The 21,188-nt window shown below is 59.0% G+C and carries 12 protein-coding genes and 2 pseudogenes; 4 read left to right on the plus strand and 10 right to left on the minus strand.

Annotation, left to right across the window (positions count from 1 at the left end):
• Positions 1-1,772 precede the first annotated feature (1,772 nt).
• The 4 genes from gmd (at position 1,773) to tcuC (ending at position 7,921) form a co-directional block, all read left to right on the plus strand.
• Positions 1,773-2,858: a GDP-mannose 4,6-dehydratase gene (gene gmd / locus AC0L20_RS33890; protein ID WP_473294826.1), complete on the plus strand. Its 1,086-nt coding sequence runs from the start codon at positions 1,773-1,775 to the stop codon at positions 2,856-2,858.
• On the plus strand, positions 2,839-3,822 hold the full coding sequence (fcl, locus tag AC0L20_RS33895; RefSeq protein ID WP_473265646.1) for a GDP-L-fucose synthase: 984 nt from the start codon (positions 2,839-2,841) through the stop codon (positions 3,820-3,822). Before gmd ends, fcl begins: the two co-directional genes overlap by 20 nt.
• 209 nt (positions 3,823-4,031) lie before the next feature.
• A complete protein-coding gene (glmS, locus tag AC0L20_RS33900; protein ID WP_473294827.1) occupies positions 4,032-5,858 on the plus strand; it encodes a glutamine--fructose-6-phosphate transaminase (isomerizing) in 1,827 nt (608 codons plus the stop codon).
• Between the two features lie 746 nt (positions 5,859-6,604).
• Positions 6,605-7,921, plus strand: a complete 1,317-nt coding sequence (gene tcuC, locus AC0L20_RS33905) for an MFS transporter (protein WP_085348758.1) — start codon at positions 6,605-6,607, stop codon at positions 7,919-7,921.
• A gap of 620 nt (positions 7,922-8,541) precedes the next feature.
• Here the strand turns inward: tcuC and AC0L20_RS33910 are convergent.
• The 10 genes and pseudogenes from AC0L20_RS33910 to AC0L20_RS33955 form a co-directional block, all read right to left on the minus strand.
• The gene (locus AC0L20_RS33910) at positions 8,542-9,399 is read right to left on the minus strand and encodes an electron transfer flavoprotein subunit beta/FixA family protein (RefSeq protein WP_007605808.1); all 858 of its coding nucleotides are present in this window, start codon (positions 9,397-9,399) and stop codon (positions 8,542-8,544) included.
• A 448-nt stretch (positions 9,400-9,847) separates the two neighbouring features.
• Positions 9,848-11,602, minus strand: coding sequence for a nif-specific transcriptional activator NifA (nifA, locus tag AC0L20_RS33915; RefSeq protein WP_473294828.1), 1,755 nt, complete (start codon positions 11,600-11,602; stop codon positions 9,848-9,850).
• Positions 11,603-11,848: 246 nt separating this feature from the next.
• Positions 11,849-12,684 (minus strand): annotated as a pseudogene (locus AC0L20_RS33920) (SDR family NAD(P)-dependent oxidoreductase).
• An 819-nt stretch (positions 12,685-13,503) separates the two neighbouring features.
• Entirely contained in the window at positions 13,504-14,523 is a 1,020-nt protein-coding gene (locus tag AC0L20_RS33925; protein WP_473294834.1) for a nodulation protein NodZ, read from the minus strand.
• A 120-nt stretch (positions 14,524-14,643) separates the two neighbouring features.
• On the minus strand, positions 14,644-16,656 hold the full coding sequence (locus AC0L20_RS33930; protein WP_473294829.1) for a carbamoyltransferase family protein: 2,013 nt from the start codon (positions 16,654-16,656) through the stop codon (positions 14,644-14,646).
• A gap of 197 nt (positions 16,657-16,853) precedes the next feature.
• Positions 16,854-17,642 (minus strand): ABC transporter permease, encoded by a 789-nt coding sequence (locus AC0L20_RS33935; RefSeq protein ID WP_231189075.1) that lies wholly within the window; start codon positions 17,640-17,642, stop codon positions 16,854-16,856.
• 3 nt (positions 17,643-17,645) lie between these two features.
• The gene (gene nodI, locus AC0L20_RS33940) at positions 17,646-18,560 is read right to left on the minus strand and encodes a nodulation factor ABC transporter ATP-binding protein NodI (protein ID WP_231189077.1); all 915 of its coding nucleotides are present in this window, start codon (positions 18,558-18,560) and stop codon (positions 17,646-17,648) included.
• Between the two features lie 4 nt (positions 18,561-18,564).
• Entirely contained in the window at positions 18,565-20,277 is a 1,713-nt protein-coding gene (gene nodU, locus AC0L20_RS33945; protein ID WP_473294830.1) for a nodulation protein NodU, read from the minus strand.
• Between the two features lie 11 nt (positions 20,278-20,288).
• Positions 20,289-20,918 carry a nodulation methyltransferase NodS gene (nodS, locus tag AC0L20_RS33950; protein WP_473294831.1) on the minus strand — a complete coding sequence of 210 codons (630 nt, stop codon included), beginning with the start codon at positions 20,916-20,918 and terminating at the stop codon, positions 20,289-20,291.
• 22 nt (positions 20,919-20,940) lie between these two features.
• A pseudogene (locus AC0L20_RS33955) lies at positions 20,941-21,188 on the minus strand (chitooligosaccharide synthase NodC); the annotation flags it as partial.

Here is a 21,188-nt window from a genome sequence, read left to right on the forward strand (position 1 = left end):
GAGCATCCTCGCCATGGACGCTTGATTCGGCCGGCGAGCGCGCTCCTATTCCATGGACCTCACAAGAACTTCATTGACACGCGTGATCGCTCATTGCCACGACCAGCAGCCTCACTGCCGCGGCGTGGCTATGCCGGCACACTTGAGCAGACCCTGGCTGCGCAATTCCGCGGAGGACGAATAGCGAAGGCCAGCCGCTTTGGCGCAGCGCCTCCCGCCCTCCTCCCGTCGCGGCTGGCTCCTGGCGTGACATATTCCCGCGATAACCCCCGCAGGGGATTGAATCGTACGTAGCGTCAGATTGTAGAGTGCCCCTGCTAGTTGGCTCCAATCTTCAGTCGCCCTAGAATTCCTGTGGACAAAAGCGGAGCAAGCCGATCGCGTGTCATGAGAGGTGTTCTGCCAAAGCGGCTGAGGATCGCGCTGAGTGCGAAGGACGCTGTTCCTCTTCTGTCTACGCAAATCGCCAAGTCGCATGAGGTCACGATTGCCCAGATGTAAGAAGGACCAATCCAGCATTGGAGACTTCGAAATACGGTTGCGAGCGCCAAGTGCCAACGAGCCGCCGCGAGACTGATGCGCTATCCTGGAGCGGTGATGTGAGAAGACCCGATGGATCCAACACGGTGTTGCTCGTCGACCATTGTGAGGGCCAATGTCGGGCAATTGTTGGCTTCAAGAATGGCGATCCTGGAAGAGCGTATATGTGCGGGGAACCAATTCTGACGGGACTGCGCCAAAAGCCGTCATCATGGTGCGCTTATCACCATGTCCGAATGCACGTCATGCCATGGTCGGACGGACGCGCCCGCCCTTAAACGAAAAGCAGACTAGATGACAACGAGTAGTCCGGGACGAGCGCGCGGCATGGTAAGCGGCTGATTGCGGCAGCAAGAGAGCTGCCGCTAGCTCCGCGAGCTGGGCCTGCTCGAGATGCAGGCCTAACGATTGCCCCAGGGCCGAACGCCGATGCAGGCAACGAGCCCCTCAACACCCGACGAACGAGCATTGGAAGCCTCATGTGATCGCCTTGGAACGGAAATGATGTGGAAGTTTAGACACGCGAGCGATCGAAGATTGATCTCGGCGGCGTTCAAACCCGATAAGGCAGCGATCCATTTCGATGGCGCGCCTCTAAGCTCACGCCCCTTTTGGCGCATTCGAGCAGGCGGCGCGTGCTTAAACAGCCCGAGTCGGCTCCCTCCACGATCAGCTCATCCCGCGTGTTTCTGCCGTGGGACTGCAATATGCGCGCCTTCACCTATGCTTATCCGACCACCAACACGATCGTCCCGAGATTGATCGATGATACGGACTGCGCGACAGAGAACAACTTTCAAGGCTTTGTTTGCCGGGCTTGCTCGCAGTTGCACTGGATGAACAGCAAGACTCGAAATTTCTAGGCAAGGACAAGAAATGAGGGACACTCCTTGGCTCGACGCGCGAGCTGAGCATGGAGAGACTGCAGAACGCTTCTCGGCCGAACGGCCTGCTTACCTTTTGACTGCGCCGCAATTCATTGAGCGCACTCAAGCAATAGAGAAGCGCCTGACGAAGGCCGAACGAAATCTGCCGGACTACAAACTTTCGTATAGTCCTTCAAAACTCTTTCGAGGTGGGAGGTTTACCTCCGTACAGTTGAGCAATCGACGCAATACCTGTAGAGGTCCACACTTCGGCAGTTCGAGAGCGTGACGCTTCCGCATTTCGAAGAGCCAGCCGCGATTGACGTCGTCGATCGGGGACGACATTAGCCTGCGCAGAGGAATCATTTGTTAAGCCAAGAGAGCAAACGGCGGGTCGCTCTAATCACCGGCGTGACCGGCCAGGACGGCGCCTATCTTTCCGAACATCTGCTGTCGCTCGGCTATGTCGTGCACGGCATCAAGCGGCGCTCGTCCTCGTTCAACACCGCGCGCGTTGATCATCTCTACCAGGATCCGCATGTCGGCGACGTGCCGTTCCTGATGCACTACGGCGATATGACGGATTCGAGCAATCTGATCCGCCTGGTGCAGCAGGTCCGGCCGACCGAGATCTACAATCTCGCCGCCCAGAGCCACGTCGCCGTCAGCTTCGAGAGCCCGGAATACACGGCCAATGCCGACGGCATCGGCGTACTCCGCCTGCTGGAAGCGATCCGCATCCTCGGCATAGAGAAGGAGACGCGGTTCTACCAGGCGTCGACTTCGGAGCTCTACGGCCTCGTCCAGGAGATCCCGCAGAAGGAGACCACGCCGTTCTATCCGCGCTCGCCTTACGGCGTCGCAAAGCTCTACGGCTACTGGATCACGGTGAATTACCGCGAAGCCTATGGCATGTTCGCGAGCAACGGTATCCTGTTCAATCACGAGAGCCCGATCCGCGGCGAGACGTTTGTGACCCGCAAGATCACGCGCGCTGTTGCCCGTATCGAGGTCGGGCTGGAGGAGACGCTCTATCTCGGCAATCTCGAAGCCAAGCGCGACTGGGGCCATGCGCGCGACTACGTCGAGGGCATGCACAAGATCCTGCAAGCCGACAAGCCCGACGATTTCGTGCTCGCCACCGGCGAGATGCACTCGGTGCGCGAGATGGTCGAGCTATCGTTCGCCCAGCTCGGTCGCCGCATCGCATGGCGCGGGACAGGCGTCGAGGAGACCGGCGTGGACGAGATGAGCGGCAAGACGGTGGTGAAGATCGATCCGACCTATTTCCGGCCCACCGAGGTCGATCTCCTCGTCGGCGACGCCAGCAAGGCGCACGAGGTGCTCGGCTGGAGGCCGAAGCGGAGCTTTGCAGAGCTCGTCGCGGAGATGATGGCGAGCGATCTGGCGCTAGCAAAACGGGACGCGACGAGTGGCAAACGCTCCGTTTGAGCTGACAGGCAAGAGTGTCTACGTAGCCGGCCATCGCGGCATGGTCGGCAGCGCGCTTGCGCGCCGGCTGGCGCGGGAGGACGTCAAGCTCGTCACCGTGGACCGGCGCGAGGTTGATCTGTGCAACCAGGCGGCGGTGTTCGACTGGTTCGCAAGAACGCGGCCGCAGGTGATCTTCCTCGCCGCGGCAAAGGTCGGCGGCATCGCCGCCAACAACACACTGCGTGCAGAATTCATCTACGAGAACATTGCGATCGCGGCTAACGTGATCCAGGCCGCGCACCAGAACGGCGCCGAGAAGCTAATGTTTCTGGGCTCGTCCTGCATCTATCCGAAACTGGCGCCGCAGCCGTTGCGAGAAGATGCGGTCCTGACGGGCCCGCTGGAACCAACCAACGAGCCCTATGCAATTGCAAAAATCGCCGGGATCAAGATGGTGGAGGCCTATCGCAGCCAGTATGGCAGCGACTTCATCAGCGTAATGCCGACCAATCTCTACGGCCCCGGCGACAATTATCATCCCGAACTGAGCCATGTCGTCGCGGCGCTGATCCGGCGCTTCCACGAGGCGAAGGTCGCGGGTGCCAAGAGCGTTGCCGTGTGGGGCACCGGCACGCCACGGCGCGAATTCCTCTATGTCGACGACATGGCAGACGCCTGCGTGTACCTGATGAAGACCTATTCGGGAGCAGAGCTGATCAACATCGGCACGGGCGAGGACGTCACCATCGCCGAGTTCGCGCGCGTCGTCGCAGAGATCGTCGGCTACAGCGGCGAGATCGCCTTCGACACCTCGCGCCCCGACGGTACGCCGCGCAAGCTGCTCGACGTCAGCCGCCTCGCAAAGCTCGGCTGGCGCGCGAGGACATGGCTTACAGATGGAATGCGGCAGACCTATCAGGACTTCTTAGCGGTATCGGCCAAATCGGACAAAGGAGAGAATCATGCAGCTGTTAATTGCTGACGGCGCTCATTGTCCGATTCCCAGAAAGTTGCTTCGGATCGTCTGGCGACTTCGATTGGGTTTCCGGTGTTGCTTTGAGCTCGCGCACGCCGAGTGACGCGTGCGCGATGGAAGGCCGGCACGACTACACCGGTTGATAAATAGCGAGCGAATTGGTCAGGCGCGTCTTGCGAGACGCTCTGTTTTGAAGTTGAGGTAAACTGGTTACCATGTGCGGAATTGTAGGCATCTTGGGGCGCGGTCCGGTCGCGGATCGCCTCATCGATTCACTTAAACGACTGGAATATCGCGGCTACGACTCAGCTGGCATCGGAACGCTCAAAGGAAATCACATCGAGCTTCGACGCGCCGAGGGAAAGCTGAAAAACCTTGAGACACGTGTTCGCTGCCATCCGCTTTCAGGCCATGTCGGGATTGGGCACACGCGCTGGGCTACTCATGGCAAGCCAACCGAACACAACGCTCATCCGCATGCAACGGACAATGTTGCGGTCGTCCATAACGGCATAATCGAGAATTTCCGGGAGCTGCGCGCGGAGCTGAAACAGCATGGCGCCTGTTTCGCCTCTGAAACAGACACGGAGGTGGTGGCACATCTCATCGAATCTTATCTGAAGAATGGCTGCTCGCCGCAGGAGGCAGTAAAAGCGTCGCTGCCGCGGCTAGTGGGCGCGTTTGCGCTTGCAATCCTGTTCAAGGGCCAACACGACCTCATGATCGGTGCGCGCAAGGGCTCACCACTGGCGATCGGGCATGGCGAAGGCGAAATGTATCTCGGATCGGATGCTATCGCGCTCGCGCCCCTTACCGACTTGATCACCTACCTTGAGGATGGCGATTGGGCTGTGCTCAACCGCAACTTCAGCGTGGTCTACGACGCACAAGGCACAGTCGTCCGCCGGGATCTGGTGAACTCTGGCGCGTCGTCGGCTCTCGTCGAGAAAGCGAACTACCGCCACTTCATGGCGAAGGAAATCCACGAACAGCCGGAGGTGATCGGGCATACGCTTGCGCATTACGTCGATATTGCCAGCGAGAGCGTGGCACTGCCGCAGGAGCTTCCGTTCGACTTCAATGAGATCGGACATATCTCGGTCACGGCTTGCGGTACGGCCGGCTACGCCGGCCACATCGCCAAATACTGGTTCGAGCGGCTGGCTCGTATTCCGGTCGAGCTCGATGTCGCCTCCGAATTTCGGTATCGTGAGGCACCGATGCGCCAAGGAGATCTTGCGATCTTCATCTCGCAGTCCGGCGAGACCGCCGATACGCTGGCCGCGCTCCGCTACGCCAAATCGCAAGGTCTGCATACCCTCTCGATCGTGAACGTACTGAGTTCGACCATTGCGCGCGAAAGCGGGACAGTGTTGCCGACATTCGCGGGGCCCGAAATCGGCGTTGCCTCGACCAAGGCGTTCACATGCCAGCTCGTCGTCCTGGCGGCGCTTGCGGTCGCCGCGGGCAATGCGCGCGGTGAATTGTCGGAGGGCGACAGCATCGATCTGGTACGCGAGCTGATCGAAATTCCTCGGCTCGTTTCAGCGGCGCTGGCCAACGAGCCGCAGATCGAGAAGCTCGCACGCGACATCACCAAATCGCGTGACGTGCTATATCTTGGTCGCGGCACCTCGTTTCCACTGGCCATGGAAGGGGCACTGAAGCTGAAGGAGATATCCTATATTCACGCCGAGGGCTATGCGGCCGGGGAGCTCAAGCACGGCCCGATCGCCTTGGTCGACGAGAGTGTTCCCGTAATCGTCATCGCTCCTTCCGACCGGGTGTTCGAAAAGACCATCTCGAACATGCAGGAGGTCGCTGCACGCGGTGGCAAGATTATCTTGATAACCGACGCTAGGGGAGCCGCAGACGTGTCCATGGATTCACTCGCGACCATTGTGCTGCCGGAGATGGGTGCGACATTCAACTCGATTGTCTATGCGATTCCGGTGCAGCTCCTGGCCTACCACACGGCCCTCCTCATAGGCACGGACGTCGACCAACCCCGAAATCTCGCGAAATCGGTAACCGTCGAATAAGGCAAAGTGATGCGACCTCAGTTGTCGTGGTCAGATTCCGAATGCGCGAGCCGCGGTCAGATCGTATCACGATGTGCCGCCCAGCTCCAGGCCCCGATGCCACCGCGAGGCTTGTGCCTGTTCTTGGCCCTGTTTACGGAGACGCCGGGTTTGGACCACATAGGAACCGGAGCGCCCCTCGAAGTACGAGGCGCGCCTCGCTCGAAGGACAACGTGGCTGTTTCCAAGCATGGCCGTCGGCGCCGCGCTTGATCGCCAGCGCGCTCACAAAATCCTTTCCGGCGAACCACCGGTTAACTTTGAGCATATCGACATCGCTGGAGATCGGGTGAGATAATAGCGCGGTTCGGCCCCAATCGCAGGCTCGCGAGCTGTTCTAGCACGACATCTCACGGAGCTCCTCGCTGCGGCTCGTATGCCACCGATCTCGTCCTTCCCCTTTCACTGCATATCGGTACGCTTGATGAGAACTTCGGCCACCCCACAGACAACAGCCTTGTCGCCAACCTTGGCGCCGAGAATTGCCCCAGGGTTCAGTAGCTTGAGAGCCACTCCTGCTGCACGAGCGGAATGACGAGCGAAAATTGTGAGGGTTGCGGCAATTGCCGAAAATATGCCGGAAACGTCAGGCGCTTACGGCTTGGTCGATAGTGCCCTGATGGCCGATTCGCGGCCATGAAACTGCACGCGGCTGCGGTGAGATTTTCTCCGGAAGCGGCCATTTCAAAATCGAGAGGAAACTCGCCATGTCACCAGCGCCCATTGCGCACGCCTCAAATGCCAAATCGCGCATTGGCGCCATCTTACGTGCCACGAGCGGCAACTTCCTCGAGCAGTTCGATTTCTTCTTGTTCGGGTTCTACGCCAGTGCGATCGGAAACGCGTTCTTTCCATCAGGAAGCGAAACCGCTTCACTGCTTAACACCTTCGGTGTGTTCTGGCTGGGTGCCTTGATGCGACCTGTTGGTGCGATCGTGCTTGGAGCCTATATTGACCAGATTGGCCGTCGGCAAGGCCTGATCATCACGCTTTCGATCATGGCCATTGGCACCATCATCATCGCCTTTTGTCCGGGCTACGCGACGATCGGCATTGCCGCACCTGCGATCGTGCTGTTCGGACGGCTGTTGCAGGGCTTTTCTGCCGGCGTTGAGGTTGGTGGTGTTTCCGTTTACCTCTCCGAGATTGCCACTCCGGGCAACCGCGGCTTTTACACATCTTTCCAGTCCTCGAGCCAGCAGGTTGCGATCTTTGTCGCGGCTCTTATAGGATATTTTTTGAGCGAAGCACTTCCGGCCGAAATGGTTGCCGCTTGGGGCTGGCGGATCCCGTTCTTCCTTGGCTGCTTGATCGTACCGCTTATCTTCTTCCTGCGCCGGACGCTGGAGGAAACTCCGGAGTTTCTGGTCATGAAGAACCACCCAACGGCCCGCGAGGTCTTTGCCTCCACACTTGCGAACTGGCGCATCGTCATTCTCGGCATGATGATCGCGATGCTGACGACCACGACATTCTATTTCGTGACGGTGTACACGCCTACGTTCGGCAGGCACGTATTGCAGTTGTCCACGCAGAACACGCTCTTGGTGACGCTTTTGGTCGCGGTGACGAACTTCATGTGGAACCCAATTGGCGGCGCGATTTCCGACAGAATCGGCCGGAAACCGGTCCTGCTGACCATTGCCGGCCTAGCCTTGGTGACTGCATATCCAGCGTTGTCTTGGCTTGTAACGGACCCAAGCTTTGGCAAGATGCTGATCGTGGAGATGATGTTCTCGTTTTACTTTGGCACCTATAGCGGCGCCATGTTGGGCGCTCTGGTCGAAATCGTGCCGAAGCACATTCGCACAACTTGCTTTTCTTTGGCGTTCGCACTCGCCGCGGCTCTCTTTGGCACCTTTACGCCGCTTGCATCGACTTGGCTGATCGACCGGACAGATGACAAGGCGTCGCCCGGTTTCTGGTTGATGTTTGCGGCTTTGCTCGGCATTATCGCCGCGCTCACGATTTATCCAGGAAACACCAAGAGAGTTGCGAAAGCCGTTGCGACCCGAGCTGCCTAACTTGGCGGTAAGCGCGCAATTTACCACGCGTTAGCACGCGCGCCCGCGGGACGTTGGGGGCCGAAGGCTGAACTGAAGTTGGTGCGCGACTATCCCTGCGGTGATTTTCACGATGCTGCGCGGCCGTTCTGCCGATCACGGTTCTTCCTATGTGATCTGGGGCAGTATAGGGAGGAGCTGGCGGAGATGTTGACCGGGAAAGGCTTAGCTTATCAGCCAACCTCGATTCCGTCCGGTGGTCGGACGGTGCGCTGCCCGCACTTGCAGTTGCGTGAAACACGGCGGATTTCGCGCGAGGACTGGGATCCCTCGCGCGAGCTCCACGCTCTGATATTCTGTGCGGCCGCCACAAAACTCGAAGGCGCACATCCTCGGGCTGCGTGAATTCCCCAGCGGACTGGTCGTCTCGCAGGTAGCGACAAACGTTAGCGTAGCGGGCCGTCTTGTATCCTGGTCCGATACCGACCTCTCGGCGCTCGGGTAGGCAGGTTGAAGGCTCACCTTCTTGTCGCATCTGGCGGGGAGTGGTCGAGAAGTTTGGTCGTGCCTGTACAACGAGCGATGGGCCAATGCGTAACCAGACCCAGGCTGTTGCTCGCTGCGCTCGATCAGCCGTGACTTCACGCACCGCGAGCTTGCGCAGATGAGGCGAGCTGTGCGAGCTCCGTTTCGAGCATAGGGTTGCGCTTGAACATAGCGTCGATCAATGCTTGGGCCGGCTGCTCGGCCGCCTCCACCCACGTCGCCTTCTCCGCTCGCGCGGAGGGCGCGAACACACGCTTGACCACGGTCGGCGATCCCCTCAGACCGCAATTGGCCATGTCATCCACGCCAGCACTTTGGGCGCTCCATTTTACGATTGTGGTGCGGGCGGCACGCAACGCATCTATCATTGCGCCGCGGCGAATTTGATTTGTTGCCTCTAACATGCTGACGAGACACGGCAGCTTGGAACCCAACACCTGGACGCCCCCTTCGCAGCGCCGTTCGGCCTCGATGGTCCGTAGCTTGAGGTCCAACGCTTTGATCGTGGAAACATAAGTGAGCTGCTGGACCCCGAGCCGCCTTGCAATGCCAGGTCCCACCTGCGCCGTATCGCCGTCGATCGTCTGCTTGCCGGTGAATATGACGTCCGGTGGGCCATATTCCTTGCCGATGTTGCGAATCGCGCTCGCCAACGCGTAACTCGTCGCCAGCGTATCCGAGCCCGCGAAGCTACGGTCGGTGAGCAGGACAGCGCGATCGGCACCAAATGTCAGTGCCTTTCGGAGAGATTCTTCGGCGGACGGCGGTCCCATTGTCAGGACGGTGACTTCGCCGCCGAATTGATCTCTTAGCTCGAGCGCAGCTTCCAATGCGAAGAGATCATAGGGGTTGATGATTGTCGGCACGCCCTGGCGCATGATCGTGTTCGTAACAGGGTGCACGCGGATTTGCGCGGAGTCGGGGACTTGTTTGATGCAGACGATGCTGTGCATGTACTTCTCCTAAGATGCCGAGCCGACTCCCGACGCAGCAAATGTCATACCATCCAAGGCATTTCGCCAACGAGGAATGAATGCAGGCTGACGACGAGCCGGTTGTCGCAACTGCGATGGTTTACGCACCGGCGTGATCTCAAGCTGATCGGAGTCAGGGGCGGCAACGGAGCCGCAGCGATCACGCGCCGCTTCGACGCCAAAGCCATTTTCAGGTCGCGTACGTTGCAAACAGACGATGACAAGACTGGCCGAAGCGAAGACGCCCTACGCGTCGCCGGCGAGTAAATCCCAACCCAAGGCACAACGCTAGCATCCCCGTCATGCATCCGAGCTGGCGACCGCCTCTTTTCCACGCTCTCCTATGCCAGTCGGCCGAGCGAGAGAGAGAGAGAGAGAGAGAGAGAGAGAGAGAGAGAGAGAGAGAGGAGCGAGCTCGACGCTTGGCTCAGAAGCGTTTGATCTCGATGCCGTGTCTTCGCAAGGCGTAGCCAATCTGGCGCGGGGTCAGTCCAAGCAGGCGCGCCGCCTTCGCCTGTACCCACCCGGATCTTTCCATGGCTGCGATGACGCGCTCGCGATCGGTGACTTTCGCGGCACCCACCACGGGGCGCCCGGGTGGCCCCAGCGGTGTCAGCTCGCTGCTCACCGGCTGAACGGGTGTGACGGCTTGTGTTGGCGGCATGCTCAGCCTCGCGGGCAGTGAGATTGTCGGGCTCGGCTGTCGGGCCATTTCCGCCGGTCCACACTTCCATAGCAACGCCGACAGGCATTGCCCGTGGCAGCACGCAAAGTCATCTCTTACGATCGACGATCCTCGCGCTAGCGTCGCGGTCCGCTGCACGCAGTTTTCGAGCTCACGGACATTGCCGGGAAATCCGCAATTCATGAGGACCTCAATCGCACTTGAATCGAATACCAGAGTGCGGCCGTTCTCATTGTTAAAGTTCTTCAAAAAACGAGCGGCGAGAAGCGGAATATCAGTGCGTCTTTCCCGCAGCGGCGGCAATAGCAGAGGAACAACGCTGATGCGGTAATAGAGATCGGCACGGAACTCGTTCCTTGCCACCGCCTCTTCAAGATTTTTGTTCGTGGCCGCAATCACGCGGACGTCGACTTTGATCGTCTGATTGCCGCCCACCCGCTCGAATTCCTGCTCCTGAAGCACGCGCAGAAGCTTCGCCTGGAACGAGCCCGAGATCTCTCCAATCTCATCCAGAAACAGTGTTCCCTTGTCGGCGATCTCGAAGCGCCCCTTGCGCGCGTTGAATGCGCCCGTAAACGCCCCCTTCTCGTGTCCGAACAATTCGGATTCCAGCACGGTCTCGGTGAGGGCTGCGCAATTCAGCTTGATAAAGGGGCGTTTGGCGCGCGCTGAACGCTCGTGAATAGCCTTCGCGACCAGCTCTTTGCCGGTACCCGATTCGCCACGCAACAAAACCGTGCTATTTGATTTTGAGATCACCTCGATCTTGTCAAGTAGCGCGCGCAGCGCCGGGCTGTCGCCGATCATTCCCTCGACTTGGACCTTCTTACGGTCCCGCCCATGAGGCTTGAGCTCGGAGAGTTGCGTCTGCAGCCGGAACTCCTCGTCCATAAGGCGCCCGCGATCGCGCACAAACGAGCAATGCAGTTTCGTCGTCTGGCCTAGCAGGCTGGCGACCATCGTCAGAAGGCGGAGGTCGTCCTCGAGCTGCGCACGCGTCCCATTGTCCGCGATGCGGTCAATGCTCAGCGTACCCACAACTTTGCCGTCAACGTCTATGGGAACGCCGATGAACGCAACACGCGTATGACCGCCGGCATTTAGCATATCGACCTCCGAAGAACTGAAGGCCGAATGCAGCGCTAGATTCTCCACGATGAGCGGCTGCCCCGACGCGACGATTTGATCGATTGCTCCTTGCGGCAAGCGCACCCGGCAGCGCGCGTCGCGGTCTTCGCTCCTGCCGTCCTCTACGATGATCTCCGGCCCGCCGTCATGCTCGAACAGACATACGATGCCGCGCCGCATCTGCACGAGCGATCCCAGGCGCTCGATGACGCTCGTCAGCTTAGCCTCGAGCCGACATAGGCCAGTGAGCGTGTGCGCTATTTGAACAATCGTGCTTAGCGATTTCTCTTGGGACCGCACAATACAAGCGGAAGCGTCCGCGTCGGAGGTTGAGTTTGGGTTTTCGCGCAGGGAAATGCTGTCTAGCATGACGACTTCTCCGTTCCTTTCTCGATCCTCCCCATCGGACTTGTTGGATTCGTGTTGCATGCCCGATCTGACATCCAGTTCTCAGGGCGGGACGAGAGATTACCCCTCTTCATGGCACGTCGGCAGCACTTAGAGTAACTCGCTTTGCCGCTTTGTTTTCCAACTCGCTGCGCGGATTCACCCCGGCCAACATGACTTCCATCGATGACGCTCAGAACAGCCGGGGCTCTTTAGGGGCTGATTGAATTATAAGTGTTGCCCGCCATTGATCGGCACTTCGGCGCCGGTGACATAACTTGCCGCATCTGAACATAGGAAGAAAATGACCTTGGCTACCTCTTCGGGTGTACCCACTCGGCGGAGTGGGATCTTTGGCACAAGATGCGCTTCCGTGTCAGGCGACAAAATGTCCGTCTTGATTTCGCCGGGCGCGATCGCATTGACGCGAATGCCATGCGCGGCGTAATCGTGGGCCATTTCGCGCGTGAGACAAGCGAGCGCATTTTCGAAGTCGCATATGCCGAGCCAGCAAATGCATGCACCCGCGAGCCGGCGATCGACGTCACGTTGACGATCGAGCCTGACGCCCTTTTCAATTCGTCGAACAGGCCTTGAGCGAGTAGGATCGGTGCCACCAGATTGAGGTGGAACACGCTCATCCAGGTGTCGACTGAGGTCGCCAGCGATGTCAGCCTGGTACCGTTTGCCGCTTTTGGTGAGTTGCCGGCATTGTTTACCAGTCCGTGCAACGGTGCGCCAGCAAGGCGCTCCTTGATCTCGGCAATCACGCGCGGCAGCATCCGATGATCGCCCAGGTCGACTTCGATATAGCTGTCGCCCTCTGAGTCTGATGGGCGACGCGCCGCGTCCAATGGTTGGCGCGCGCAAGAAATGATGCGCCAACCGGCTTTCGAAAACAATTTTCCGGTGGCGCGACCGATACCGCGCGATGCCCCGGTCAGTACCAGCGTCTTTCGCTCACGCAGCGGACGGCCCGCTCGATCGGCGTGAATTGGACCGCTAGGGTCCGTTTCCGACGATTGAGGTACGACCGCTTTGTCATCTGGTAGATCTAGATTCACACGCGGCTCCCTTCCGCTCCCATCGGCTGTGCACCTGGTGCAGGATCCGGGCCAAAGCGACGCAGGGCATAAGGGGCGCACTTTTGCGACAAATGGCAGGTTCTGAACATCTGGCCTGTTTGCTGTTCGACAACAGCAACGCCGCGTCAAGCCCCCGGGGCGCGTTGACTGGGTCGCACTCCAGGGGTGGTCTGTGGCTCATTCGAATTGGCGGAGATAGTTTAGCTGCCTTGTGCGGAGATCAGGATCGATGGCCAGTTCGTTCAATTTCCTCGGTTGGACGCGCCGCCGCAGATGCGGCTCTGGTTCGACATCGATGGGCTGGGGCTCGTGCCGTTGATCAGCTGCGGTCGAAAGTATTTCGCAACCAGCGCATGAACAAGGCCGTCGTCCAGAAGACGAGCTGACCGCGAAGGGATTAACGCAGAAAGGGCGATACGTCTACCTGACGCGCGTCCTTGCTGCTGGGACATTCTGACGTGACCGTCTGCTACGTCAGATTCCTCGGCGGCCCGGCCACCATTACCGTGCTCTTCACCGCGTGGCCACCGATGGCGGTTTCGGCCCGGCGATGCCGGGACCCTAACCTTTTCTCCGGCCAGTCGACTTACACGTCGCGGTCCGACGTATCCCGGGACAAGGCCGCCAAGCTCGCCGGCATTGGCCTACGCTTCGCCGGGCATTCGCTGTACCACTGCATCCCGGCAGTGCGTCGGTCAGCCCTCAGCTGCGGACGTTGCGAAACCCGATGCTGTGGAAGCCAGCAGTATCAGGCCGACGATCTAGGCGACGATTGCTCAGGTTCAGATTCGCGGCACCTCATGAAGCCGCGAAATGCTCGTATGGATTATCGACCAGGGTCAACTGCTCGGGATTGCTCAGATCGAATTCAATAATGCGTGGCACGAGCAGACGGGCATAGCGCGTAAAGGCGCTGGTGGGGGGAAAGCGGATCACGGTGGCGCATCGCGCAAGAAGATACATGTCGATGAGCGCGGAAGCTCCACCTTCAATTCCCATTTCCGCACTATGCAACGGCCCTGCCAGATCGGCCTGGAACCGTTTTGGTACGGCGAAGATATCGGGAAACAGACCCGATATGTGATCGAGCACCCGTGCGCTATCCGTGCACAGGAAGATCTTAACAGGCTTTGGATATGGCAAAGCCATGGCTTTACGGATTGCCATGCAGACCTGACGAAGAGCGAGCTCCGAATCGGCCCAGTACGGCGCATGCCCCATGATATCTTCGCCATTGCCGTGCCGAACATGAACGCCGATGACACTATGGCCGCTAAAGTGTTGCTCATACAAGTCCTCAATCCGCGCTCGAATCTCAGACCTGAGTTTGATGTTTCGGAAGATCAGTCGTTCGGCTTCCTCACCACAACGCCACATCAGGCAAGCGTCACAGACAATGGTGTTGGCCTCGTTATCGTCTCCTGCTTGGAACAGCTCAGTCAGTTCGTCACGTTCTCGGAAGATCTGCTCGTCCGGACGATTGATACAGTCGATCGATGGCCTATTCCACCACGGCGGGAAGAACGGGCCGGGAAACGAGAGCTGGTTGACCCTGTCATCGCAAATCACCGGCACGCCAGCGATCTCCTCAGCCGGCTCGAAGAACACCGGAAAGGCATTGCTGAACGGTTGGTCGACATAACAGGAACCGCGCCAGTCAATAACGAGCGTTCGCCCGGTCCGCTGCGCGTACGACCAAGCTGATGCCAAGGACCAGAGGCAATCACCAAAGCCGGTGCGCCTCCGAGAAACAACAAAGCGTTCCTTCGTCACGTTATGAAACCCTTCTCGTTGCGCGAGTGTGGCGCACCAACTCATCTGCGATGCCGATCCACGCCGGGCGCTGGTCACCTGGACGCAAGTCACCCAACCCGCAAACTCATCCTGCACGGCACTGCGATTGGCAGGTCATGCTAGAGGTGTCACATTGCGCACCTTTTACGACGGCCCAGTCTGTGACGGATGCAGCCGAATACGACGCTGATCCCACAGCCCGCGCAGCTCGTTCAGGAGAGCTTCGCGCCTGGTCCTGTCAGAGGTGACCCTGGCGAGAAGATCGGCCAGAACAGCTTCCTTCTCGATTTGCATCAGCATGTCGAATAGGTCATGCGAGACGCGTACGCTGTCATGGCTGGAGTGACCCATGCGGATCTCGCAGATTGTCTCCTGGCGGTCTCGGCCCGCATGAGCGCGAACCCGGTAAAGAGATACATGGGGCGGCAGTGATACAGCAAGCGCGGTCCAATTTTCGAGCGTTGTTGCCCGCTTTTTGATGAGGAATGACCCGACCACAAGGCCATCCAGCTCGGTCGACAAGAACGCCGTAATCGCATCGGCAACGGAATCTACGATCGGTTCGGCATTGTTGTTGAACGACGTATTAAGCAGAATCGGGACGCCCGTCCGAGCTTTGAACGCATTGATAAGTTCCCAATAGGCGGCATTGCTCGTGCGGGACACCGTTTGCAGCCGAGCCGTACCATCGATATGCGTGATCGCGCCCAGCAACGCACGCATGGATTCGCGCACGCGAACGACGAAATTCATGAAGGGATATTCTGCGCGACCATCCGGCAACTCAAAGAACGCGCCCGCATCCTCCTCGAGAACCGATGGCGCAAACGGTCGATAACTCTCGCGCTTCTTGACCATCGCATTGATCCGGTCCTTGTTTGCCGCGGGCCTCGGGTCCGCAAGAATGCTGCGGTTGCCGAGCGCACGAGGGCCGAACTCGGACCGCCCCTGTACCCACCCGATCACAGCACCATCAGCGATCCACTCGGCTGCTCTGGCTGCGACGTCAGCGGTCCGTTCAATCTCGAGGTGTCCGGCCCATCCCTTCAGTTGCTGTTCAATGCTGTCGTCGCTGCCGACATCGGGCCCCCAATAAACCGCCTGTAGTCGTTCGCGGGGCGGAGCCTGCCCGGCCTCGTTCGACACCATCAGCGCCGCACCCAATGCGCATCCGGCATCATGCGAGGCCGGCTGCACAAAAATTTCTTCGAACAGGCCTGAGTACAGCAGTTTTCCGTTTAGCGTGCAGTTGTGGGCCACCCCGCCAGCCAGGCACAACCGTTTCATTCCGGTCTGCTCACGATAATGCCGAAGAATGTGAAACACGATCCGCTCCAGCGCCTCCTGCAATGAAGCGCTCACATCTCGGTGCTGTTGCGTGAACGGCATTCCCTTTCGCCGGACCTCGATATTGCGCAGCAATGCCGGGCCAATGCGGTCGATGTGAACGCGGTAGGCACCGTTGGGGGAGAGCTCATAAAATTGGGAGAAAAGCTCGCGATAGCGAGCGGGATCTCCATAAGGAGCCAATCCCATGACCTTATATTCGTCGAACAGGCCGTAGCCGAGGTATCGGATCGTTTCCAGATAGAACAGTCCGAGAGAGTTGGTCTCTGGAAACGTCATGAGCTCGGTCATTTCGGTGCCCGACCCCACCGCCAACAGACCCGAGAGGAAGTCGCCACAGCCGTCGATCGCGAGAACCAGGCTTTCTTCAAAACCGGACATTGCCAAAGCGCTTACGGCATGGGCCTGATGATGGCCTACGAATGACACCCGCGAAGGGTCAACTTGGGTACCGAACTCTGCCGCGAGAAGGTGCCGCAACAGGAGATTCGCATCCAGCGGAATTGAGATCTCAGGTTGTGAGATGAACAACCGTTCGAGCATCGAATTGCAGTAGGCTTCAGTCGCGTAGAACGCAATACGATCGACGTCGCGAAGCTCCACACCCGCGGCTGCTAGACAGTATTCAATCGCACTGCTCGGGAGCTTGTTCGAATGTTTGATGCGGTTGAGGCGCTCCTCTTCAACGGCGGCGATCACGCGACCGTCCTTGACGAGCACCGCGGCGCCGTCGTGCAGAAACGTGTTCGGTAGTTGCAGCGGGTTTTCATAGACCCTGTCAAGCCCGCCACTCAATCCTAGACACAGCATCTTGTTCTCCGTTCATTTTGAGAGGCCTGTTGGCCTATTTCATATCGCTTGCTTGGCGAGTAGGCTGCACGTCGCCGCGGGGCCGCAGGCATCGCCAACGAAACGAGGCTCGTATAAGCGTCGGCCGCGAACCGAAAGTTCGTTACGTCCGTGTCTGATCTCGCACGCGCGACGCTTCGCTTTAGGTCTTGTTCCTCTCACCGCATCAGGCGTTGCCGAAGCAGCGCAGCTGAGACGATGAAGGGAATGGCTGCGTAGATGCACAGTGTGCCCACATGCAAACCGACGCTGTCGACCGGCCGACCGAGCATTGCTGGACGAATGAGATCGACCGAATGTGTCAGGGGCAACAAGGCCGCGATGCGTTGAAATGAACCTGGCAGCTGGCTGATTGGGAAGATCGCCCCGCTCAAATACATCATGGGCGTGAGGATAAGGGATTGGTAGAAGATGAAGTAGTCGTGGCTCGGTGCAAGAGCGGAAACGACCATTGCGAGGCTCGCGAAAGCAACGCCAGTTAGGGCGATGGCTGGTAACGCATAGGGAATGGACGACCACTCTGCATACCCCAGCGCGACGGCAACAATCGTGATCGCGGTCCCGGCGAGCAAGGCCTTGCTTGCTGCCCATGCCACTTCACCTAGAACAATGTCGCCGAGCGTGAGAGGCGTACAGAGCACCGCCTCCCACGTGCAACCTGTCTGCATGCGAGCGTAAGCCCCATAGATGGTTTCAAAGGTTGAGGAGACCATTGCGCTTGTGGCGACCATGCCAGCCGCCAGAAACGCAATGTATGAAGTTCCCTCAACGCCACCTACGATCATTCCGAGGCCAAAGCCAAGACCGAACAGAGAGCTCATCGGCTCGGCCAGATTCCCAAGAATCGAGGCCAGAGCGACTTTCCGCCAGACCAGAAAGTTGCGGCGCCATACCGCGATCCAGTTCCATGGATTAGCAGGGAGCGCGGGCGCAAAACGTTGCCACATCGTTCAGTCCTTCATCTCTCGCCCGGTTAGCCGCAAGAAGACATCCTCCAGATTTGGAGGTCGCTGCAGAAGACGGAGATCCGGACGGTTGGCAAGCCGGCGACGCACCTGCTCGGGATCCGCGGCATAGCAAAACAGCGTCTCCCCGCTCACCTCAGCGTGCTGCACTTGGGTTCTGACCAGCGGCAGCAACTCATGCGGGTTACCACCGTAAATCTCGATCACCTGACACCCGATCTGCTGCTCGATCAGAGCATGAGGCTGCCCTTCGGCGATCTTGCCGCCGTGCTCAAGCACGCACAGGCGGTCGCACAATCGCTCCGCCTCTTCCATGAAATGGGTGGTGAGAAGAATCGTTTTGCCGCGCGCTAATAGCCAGCGCAAGCGTTCCCAGATGAGGTGCCGGCCGTGCGGATCGAGGCCAGTCGTCGGCTCGTCAAGCACCAAGAGCTGCGGGTCGTTAATGAGGGCACGTGCCAGCGTCAGTCGCCGCTTCATGCCGCCGGACAGTTCGGCGACGCGCGCGTCCGCCTTGTTCTCCAAGCGAGCGAATTCGAGCAGTGACGGCGTCACCGCTTTGACCTCGGTCGCGCTCATGCCGAAGTAGCGACCGAATACGAGCAAGTTTTCGCGCACGGTGAGCTGAAGATCGAGGTTATCGAACTGTGGGACAACCCCGATGCCCCGACGCGCCAACGGCGCACGTGCCGGCACCGGCTCGCCAAGCACGTAGATCTTACCTGCGTCGGGCGATGCAACACCGAGGATCAAACGCGCAAGCGTGCTTTTACCCGCGCCGTTTGGTCCCAGCAGACCGAAGCACTCTCCTGGCGAGACCGTAAACGAAAGAGCGTCCACGACCGTCCGGTCCTTGTAGGACTTACTCACCTCGAAAAGGTCGATTGCCGGGCTTGACATTTGCTTACGCGATCGCGACGGACGTTGTTCGCACCGCGTCCTTGGTCGCGTGCTTTTTCGTCCAAAGCAGGCCGTCACACCACACGTGATCGACGCGTCCCCACTGGCACGCGGCGGCAGCATCCGGGAAAAAGCCGCGTCCATGCAGATTGGCGCTGGTATTGCAAAGCAGCGGAATGGCTGTGAGCTTCTCGTACGCGATGAGAAGCTCGACTACTTTATGCTGAGATGTTCTGGAAACCGTCTGTAGGCGAGCAGATCCATCGAGATGCACGACGGCGGGAATTTTGTCCCGCCATTCCAGTCGCGTCTGGTGATCGAACAGCATGTACGGATCGGCTATTCCGGGGCTAAAAATCTCCGCCGCACGATCCTCCAGGCATATCGGCGCTACCGGCCTGAAATGCTCACGAAGCTTGACGTCGTTGAGATGATCTTTCATTCCCTCCCAGCTCGCAGCCGCGAGAATGCTTCTGCCACCCAACGCACGTGGTCCGAGCTCGGCACGCCCGGCAAGGAAGATCACGGGCTTGTCACTCGCGAGGATTGCCGCAAGTTCGCCCATAGTGCAGGGCGCGCCGTCCCATCCGGGCGGGACTTCGCTGGGACGAACGGCCGGTCCACTGTAGACCGTCCATTCCAGAGCTCTAAAGCCTTGCTGTGCCGCCAGTGCAGAGCAAGCAGCACCGATCGCTGAGCCGCTGTCGTTCGGAAAGGGCGGCACCCACACGTGGTCGAACAGACCGGTCGCACGAAATGCACTATTCCACTTGATATTCAGGCCACAGCCGCCGGCTATGCAGAGGTTACGCACCCCCGCAAGATCCGAATGTCGCTGCACAACATCAGCAATTGTGCGAACCAGCAGGCGCTCTAGAAAGACGTGAAATGACGCAAGGATGTCTTCGGCCTGCTTGGCCTTCAATCGCAGTGCGCACGCATCGAAGAAGTCGTGCAGAGCTTCAAGTGGTGATAGTGAGCTATTGATCTGTGCAAGCTCATGACAAGCGCCCTCAGCATCCGTGGCAAAGTGCGCCTGGTAAAGCTCCTGAAACGTCGCAATAATCTCCTCGTCGGGAGCTCCCATTGCGATATAGGCCATCAGCTTGCCGGCGATGCCGAGATCCCAGCTGGTCCGGTCTGCCCGCCTGTAAGGTCCGAAGTGATGTCCTGCGGTCGCATAGGCGTGGCCTATCATCGGAAACAGGCACTCGATGAACCGGATGCCGTGCGGCTCGACATAGTAGATGCGCGGAAACATGCAGCCGTCCCACACCAAGCAGAAAGCAGATTGTGCGGATTTGGCAAACGAGCTGGTGCAGTATGCGGATGCTACGTGCCCGGTGACATGCGGATAACTTTGATAGGGATATAGTTTCCCATCAAGCATAAGGCCGATGCGATCGCGGGACGCGAGGGGGCTATCGCCTTGGCGTTCGATATACGGTGCGCCCTTGAGCTTGACGGTCGTCGTCCCACTAAGGACTTCAAACTGGGATTCGAACTCTCCATCCCAGCCATCAATGACGAACTGATCGACATCGCTCGGATCAAGCCCGTGCTCCGCCAGGGCGCTAACAACGGAATCCAGGTTGTCGATGGTTTGATAACGAGGATTATTGTTCAGCTTCTCCTGCTCGACGCAGAACACCACTCGCCCATCTTCAATCAGAGCGACGGCCCCGTCATGCGTCAACTTGATACCGCAGATACGCATAGTGGCTCCTCTCAGCCTCGGCCGTTGGGTGGGATCGAAGATGGCTCCGGATTCCGAAAGCGGACCAAAAGGCAGTCTTCGTCAGCCGACTGCCCCTGGCACTGCACGCGTTCGACCTCAATGAGCGCTTCAGTCAAAATCGTGATGACCGTCTCGGCGCCAGCGACATGCCCCCACCGCTTGCAGGTCGCATCACGTGCAGATCCGAAGACCAGATGCCCACCCGGAGCAAGCATCTTGACCATGTTGTCGACTGCAGTACGCATTTGTGTCATGTCTTCGAGATAATAGAGAACTTCGGCGACCACGATCAGATCGAACCGCTCTGCGGCCGAGAACTGCAGAATGTCAGTCGCCGCCCAGCTGATATGCGACCACCTCTTGGTCCGCTGGACCGCTCGACCGATCGCTCGCGGCATAACATCGATGACCGTGAGCCGTTTGCAGTGAGGAGCAAGCTTCTCTGTAAACGCACCGGCCGCGCACCCGATTTCGAGGCCATTTGAGACGGCGCTGTTCGACAGCGACAGCCGCAGCAATTGGGTGTGACGCTCACGTTCGAACGGATTATCGTCGAGCCGCCACGGATCCTCATTAGACAGCTCCCGTTCCAACGATTGATATGTCTGATGCGCGTTCACGACCTAATCTCCTACAAGCTGCTCACTCAGTCTCGGCCGCAATGCCATCCGGCGCGATCAGCTGCGATGGAGCGCGCGAAAGACCTGCCCTGCGAATTGCGCCAGGCATTTCCAATCCGGGGTTAAGGCTTGGTCCAGTTGTCGCGTCTTCGGTCGAGGCCTTCGATTCGTCAACGTCTGGTGATTTCGCTATTTTGCGCGAGAGCCAATCGCTGTTGCTCAAGGTACAGAGCGCATAGGCTTTCATCGGGAGCAGGAGGAAGATGTTGA

The organism is Bradyrhizobium sp. Kon58, from assembly GCF_055807455.1.

What these genes read in the sequence shown, in the direction of transcription:
- AC0L20_RS33925 (WP_473294834.1), bottom strand. Translation starts at nt 14,523, where the DNA reads ATGAGTTGGTGCGCCACACTCGCGCAACGAGAAGGGTTTCATAACGTG.
- AC0L20_RS33930 (WP_473294829.1), bottom strand. Translation starts at nt 16,656, where the DNA reads ATGCTGTGTCTAGGATTGAGTGGCGGGCTTGACAGGGTCTATGAAAAC.
- nifA (WP_473294828.1), bottom strand. Translation starts at nt 11,602, where the DNA reads ATGCTAGACAGCATTTCCCTGCGCGAAAACCCAAACTCAACCTCCGAC.
- nodU (WP_473294830.1), bottom strand. Translation starts at nt 20,277, where the DNA reads ATGCGTATCTGCGGTATCAAGTTGACGCATGACGGGGCCGTCGCTCTG.
- tcuC (WP_085348758.1), top strand. Translation starts at nt 6,605, where the DNA reads ATGTCACCAGCGCCCATTGCGCACGCCTCAAATGCCAAATCGCGCATT.
- glmS (WP_473294827.1), top strand. Translation starts at nt 4,032, where the DNA reads ATGTGCGGAATTGTAGGCATCTTGGGGCGCGGTCCGGTCGCGGATCGC.
- AC0L20_RS33910 (WP_007605808.1), bottom strand. Translation starts at nt 9,399, where the DNA reads ATGCACAGCATCGTCTGCATCAAACAAGTCCCCGACTCCGCGCAAATC.
- nodI (WP_231189077.1), bottom strand. Translation starts at nt 18,560, where the DNA reads ATGTCAAGCCCGGCAATCGACCTTTTCGAGGTGAGTAAGTCCTACAAG.
- AC0L20_RS33935 (WP_231189075.1), bottom strand. Translation starts at nt 17,642, where the DNA reads ATGTGGCAACGTTTTGCGCCCGCGCTCCCTGCTAATCCATGGAACTGG.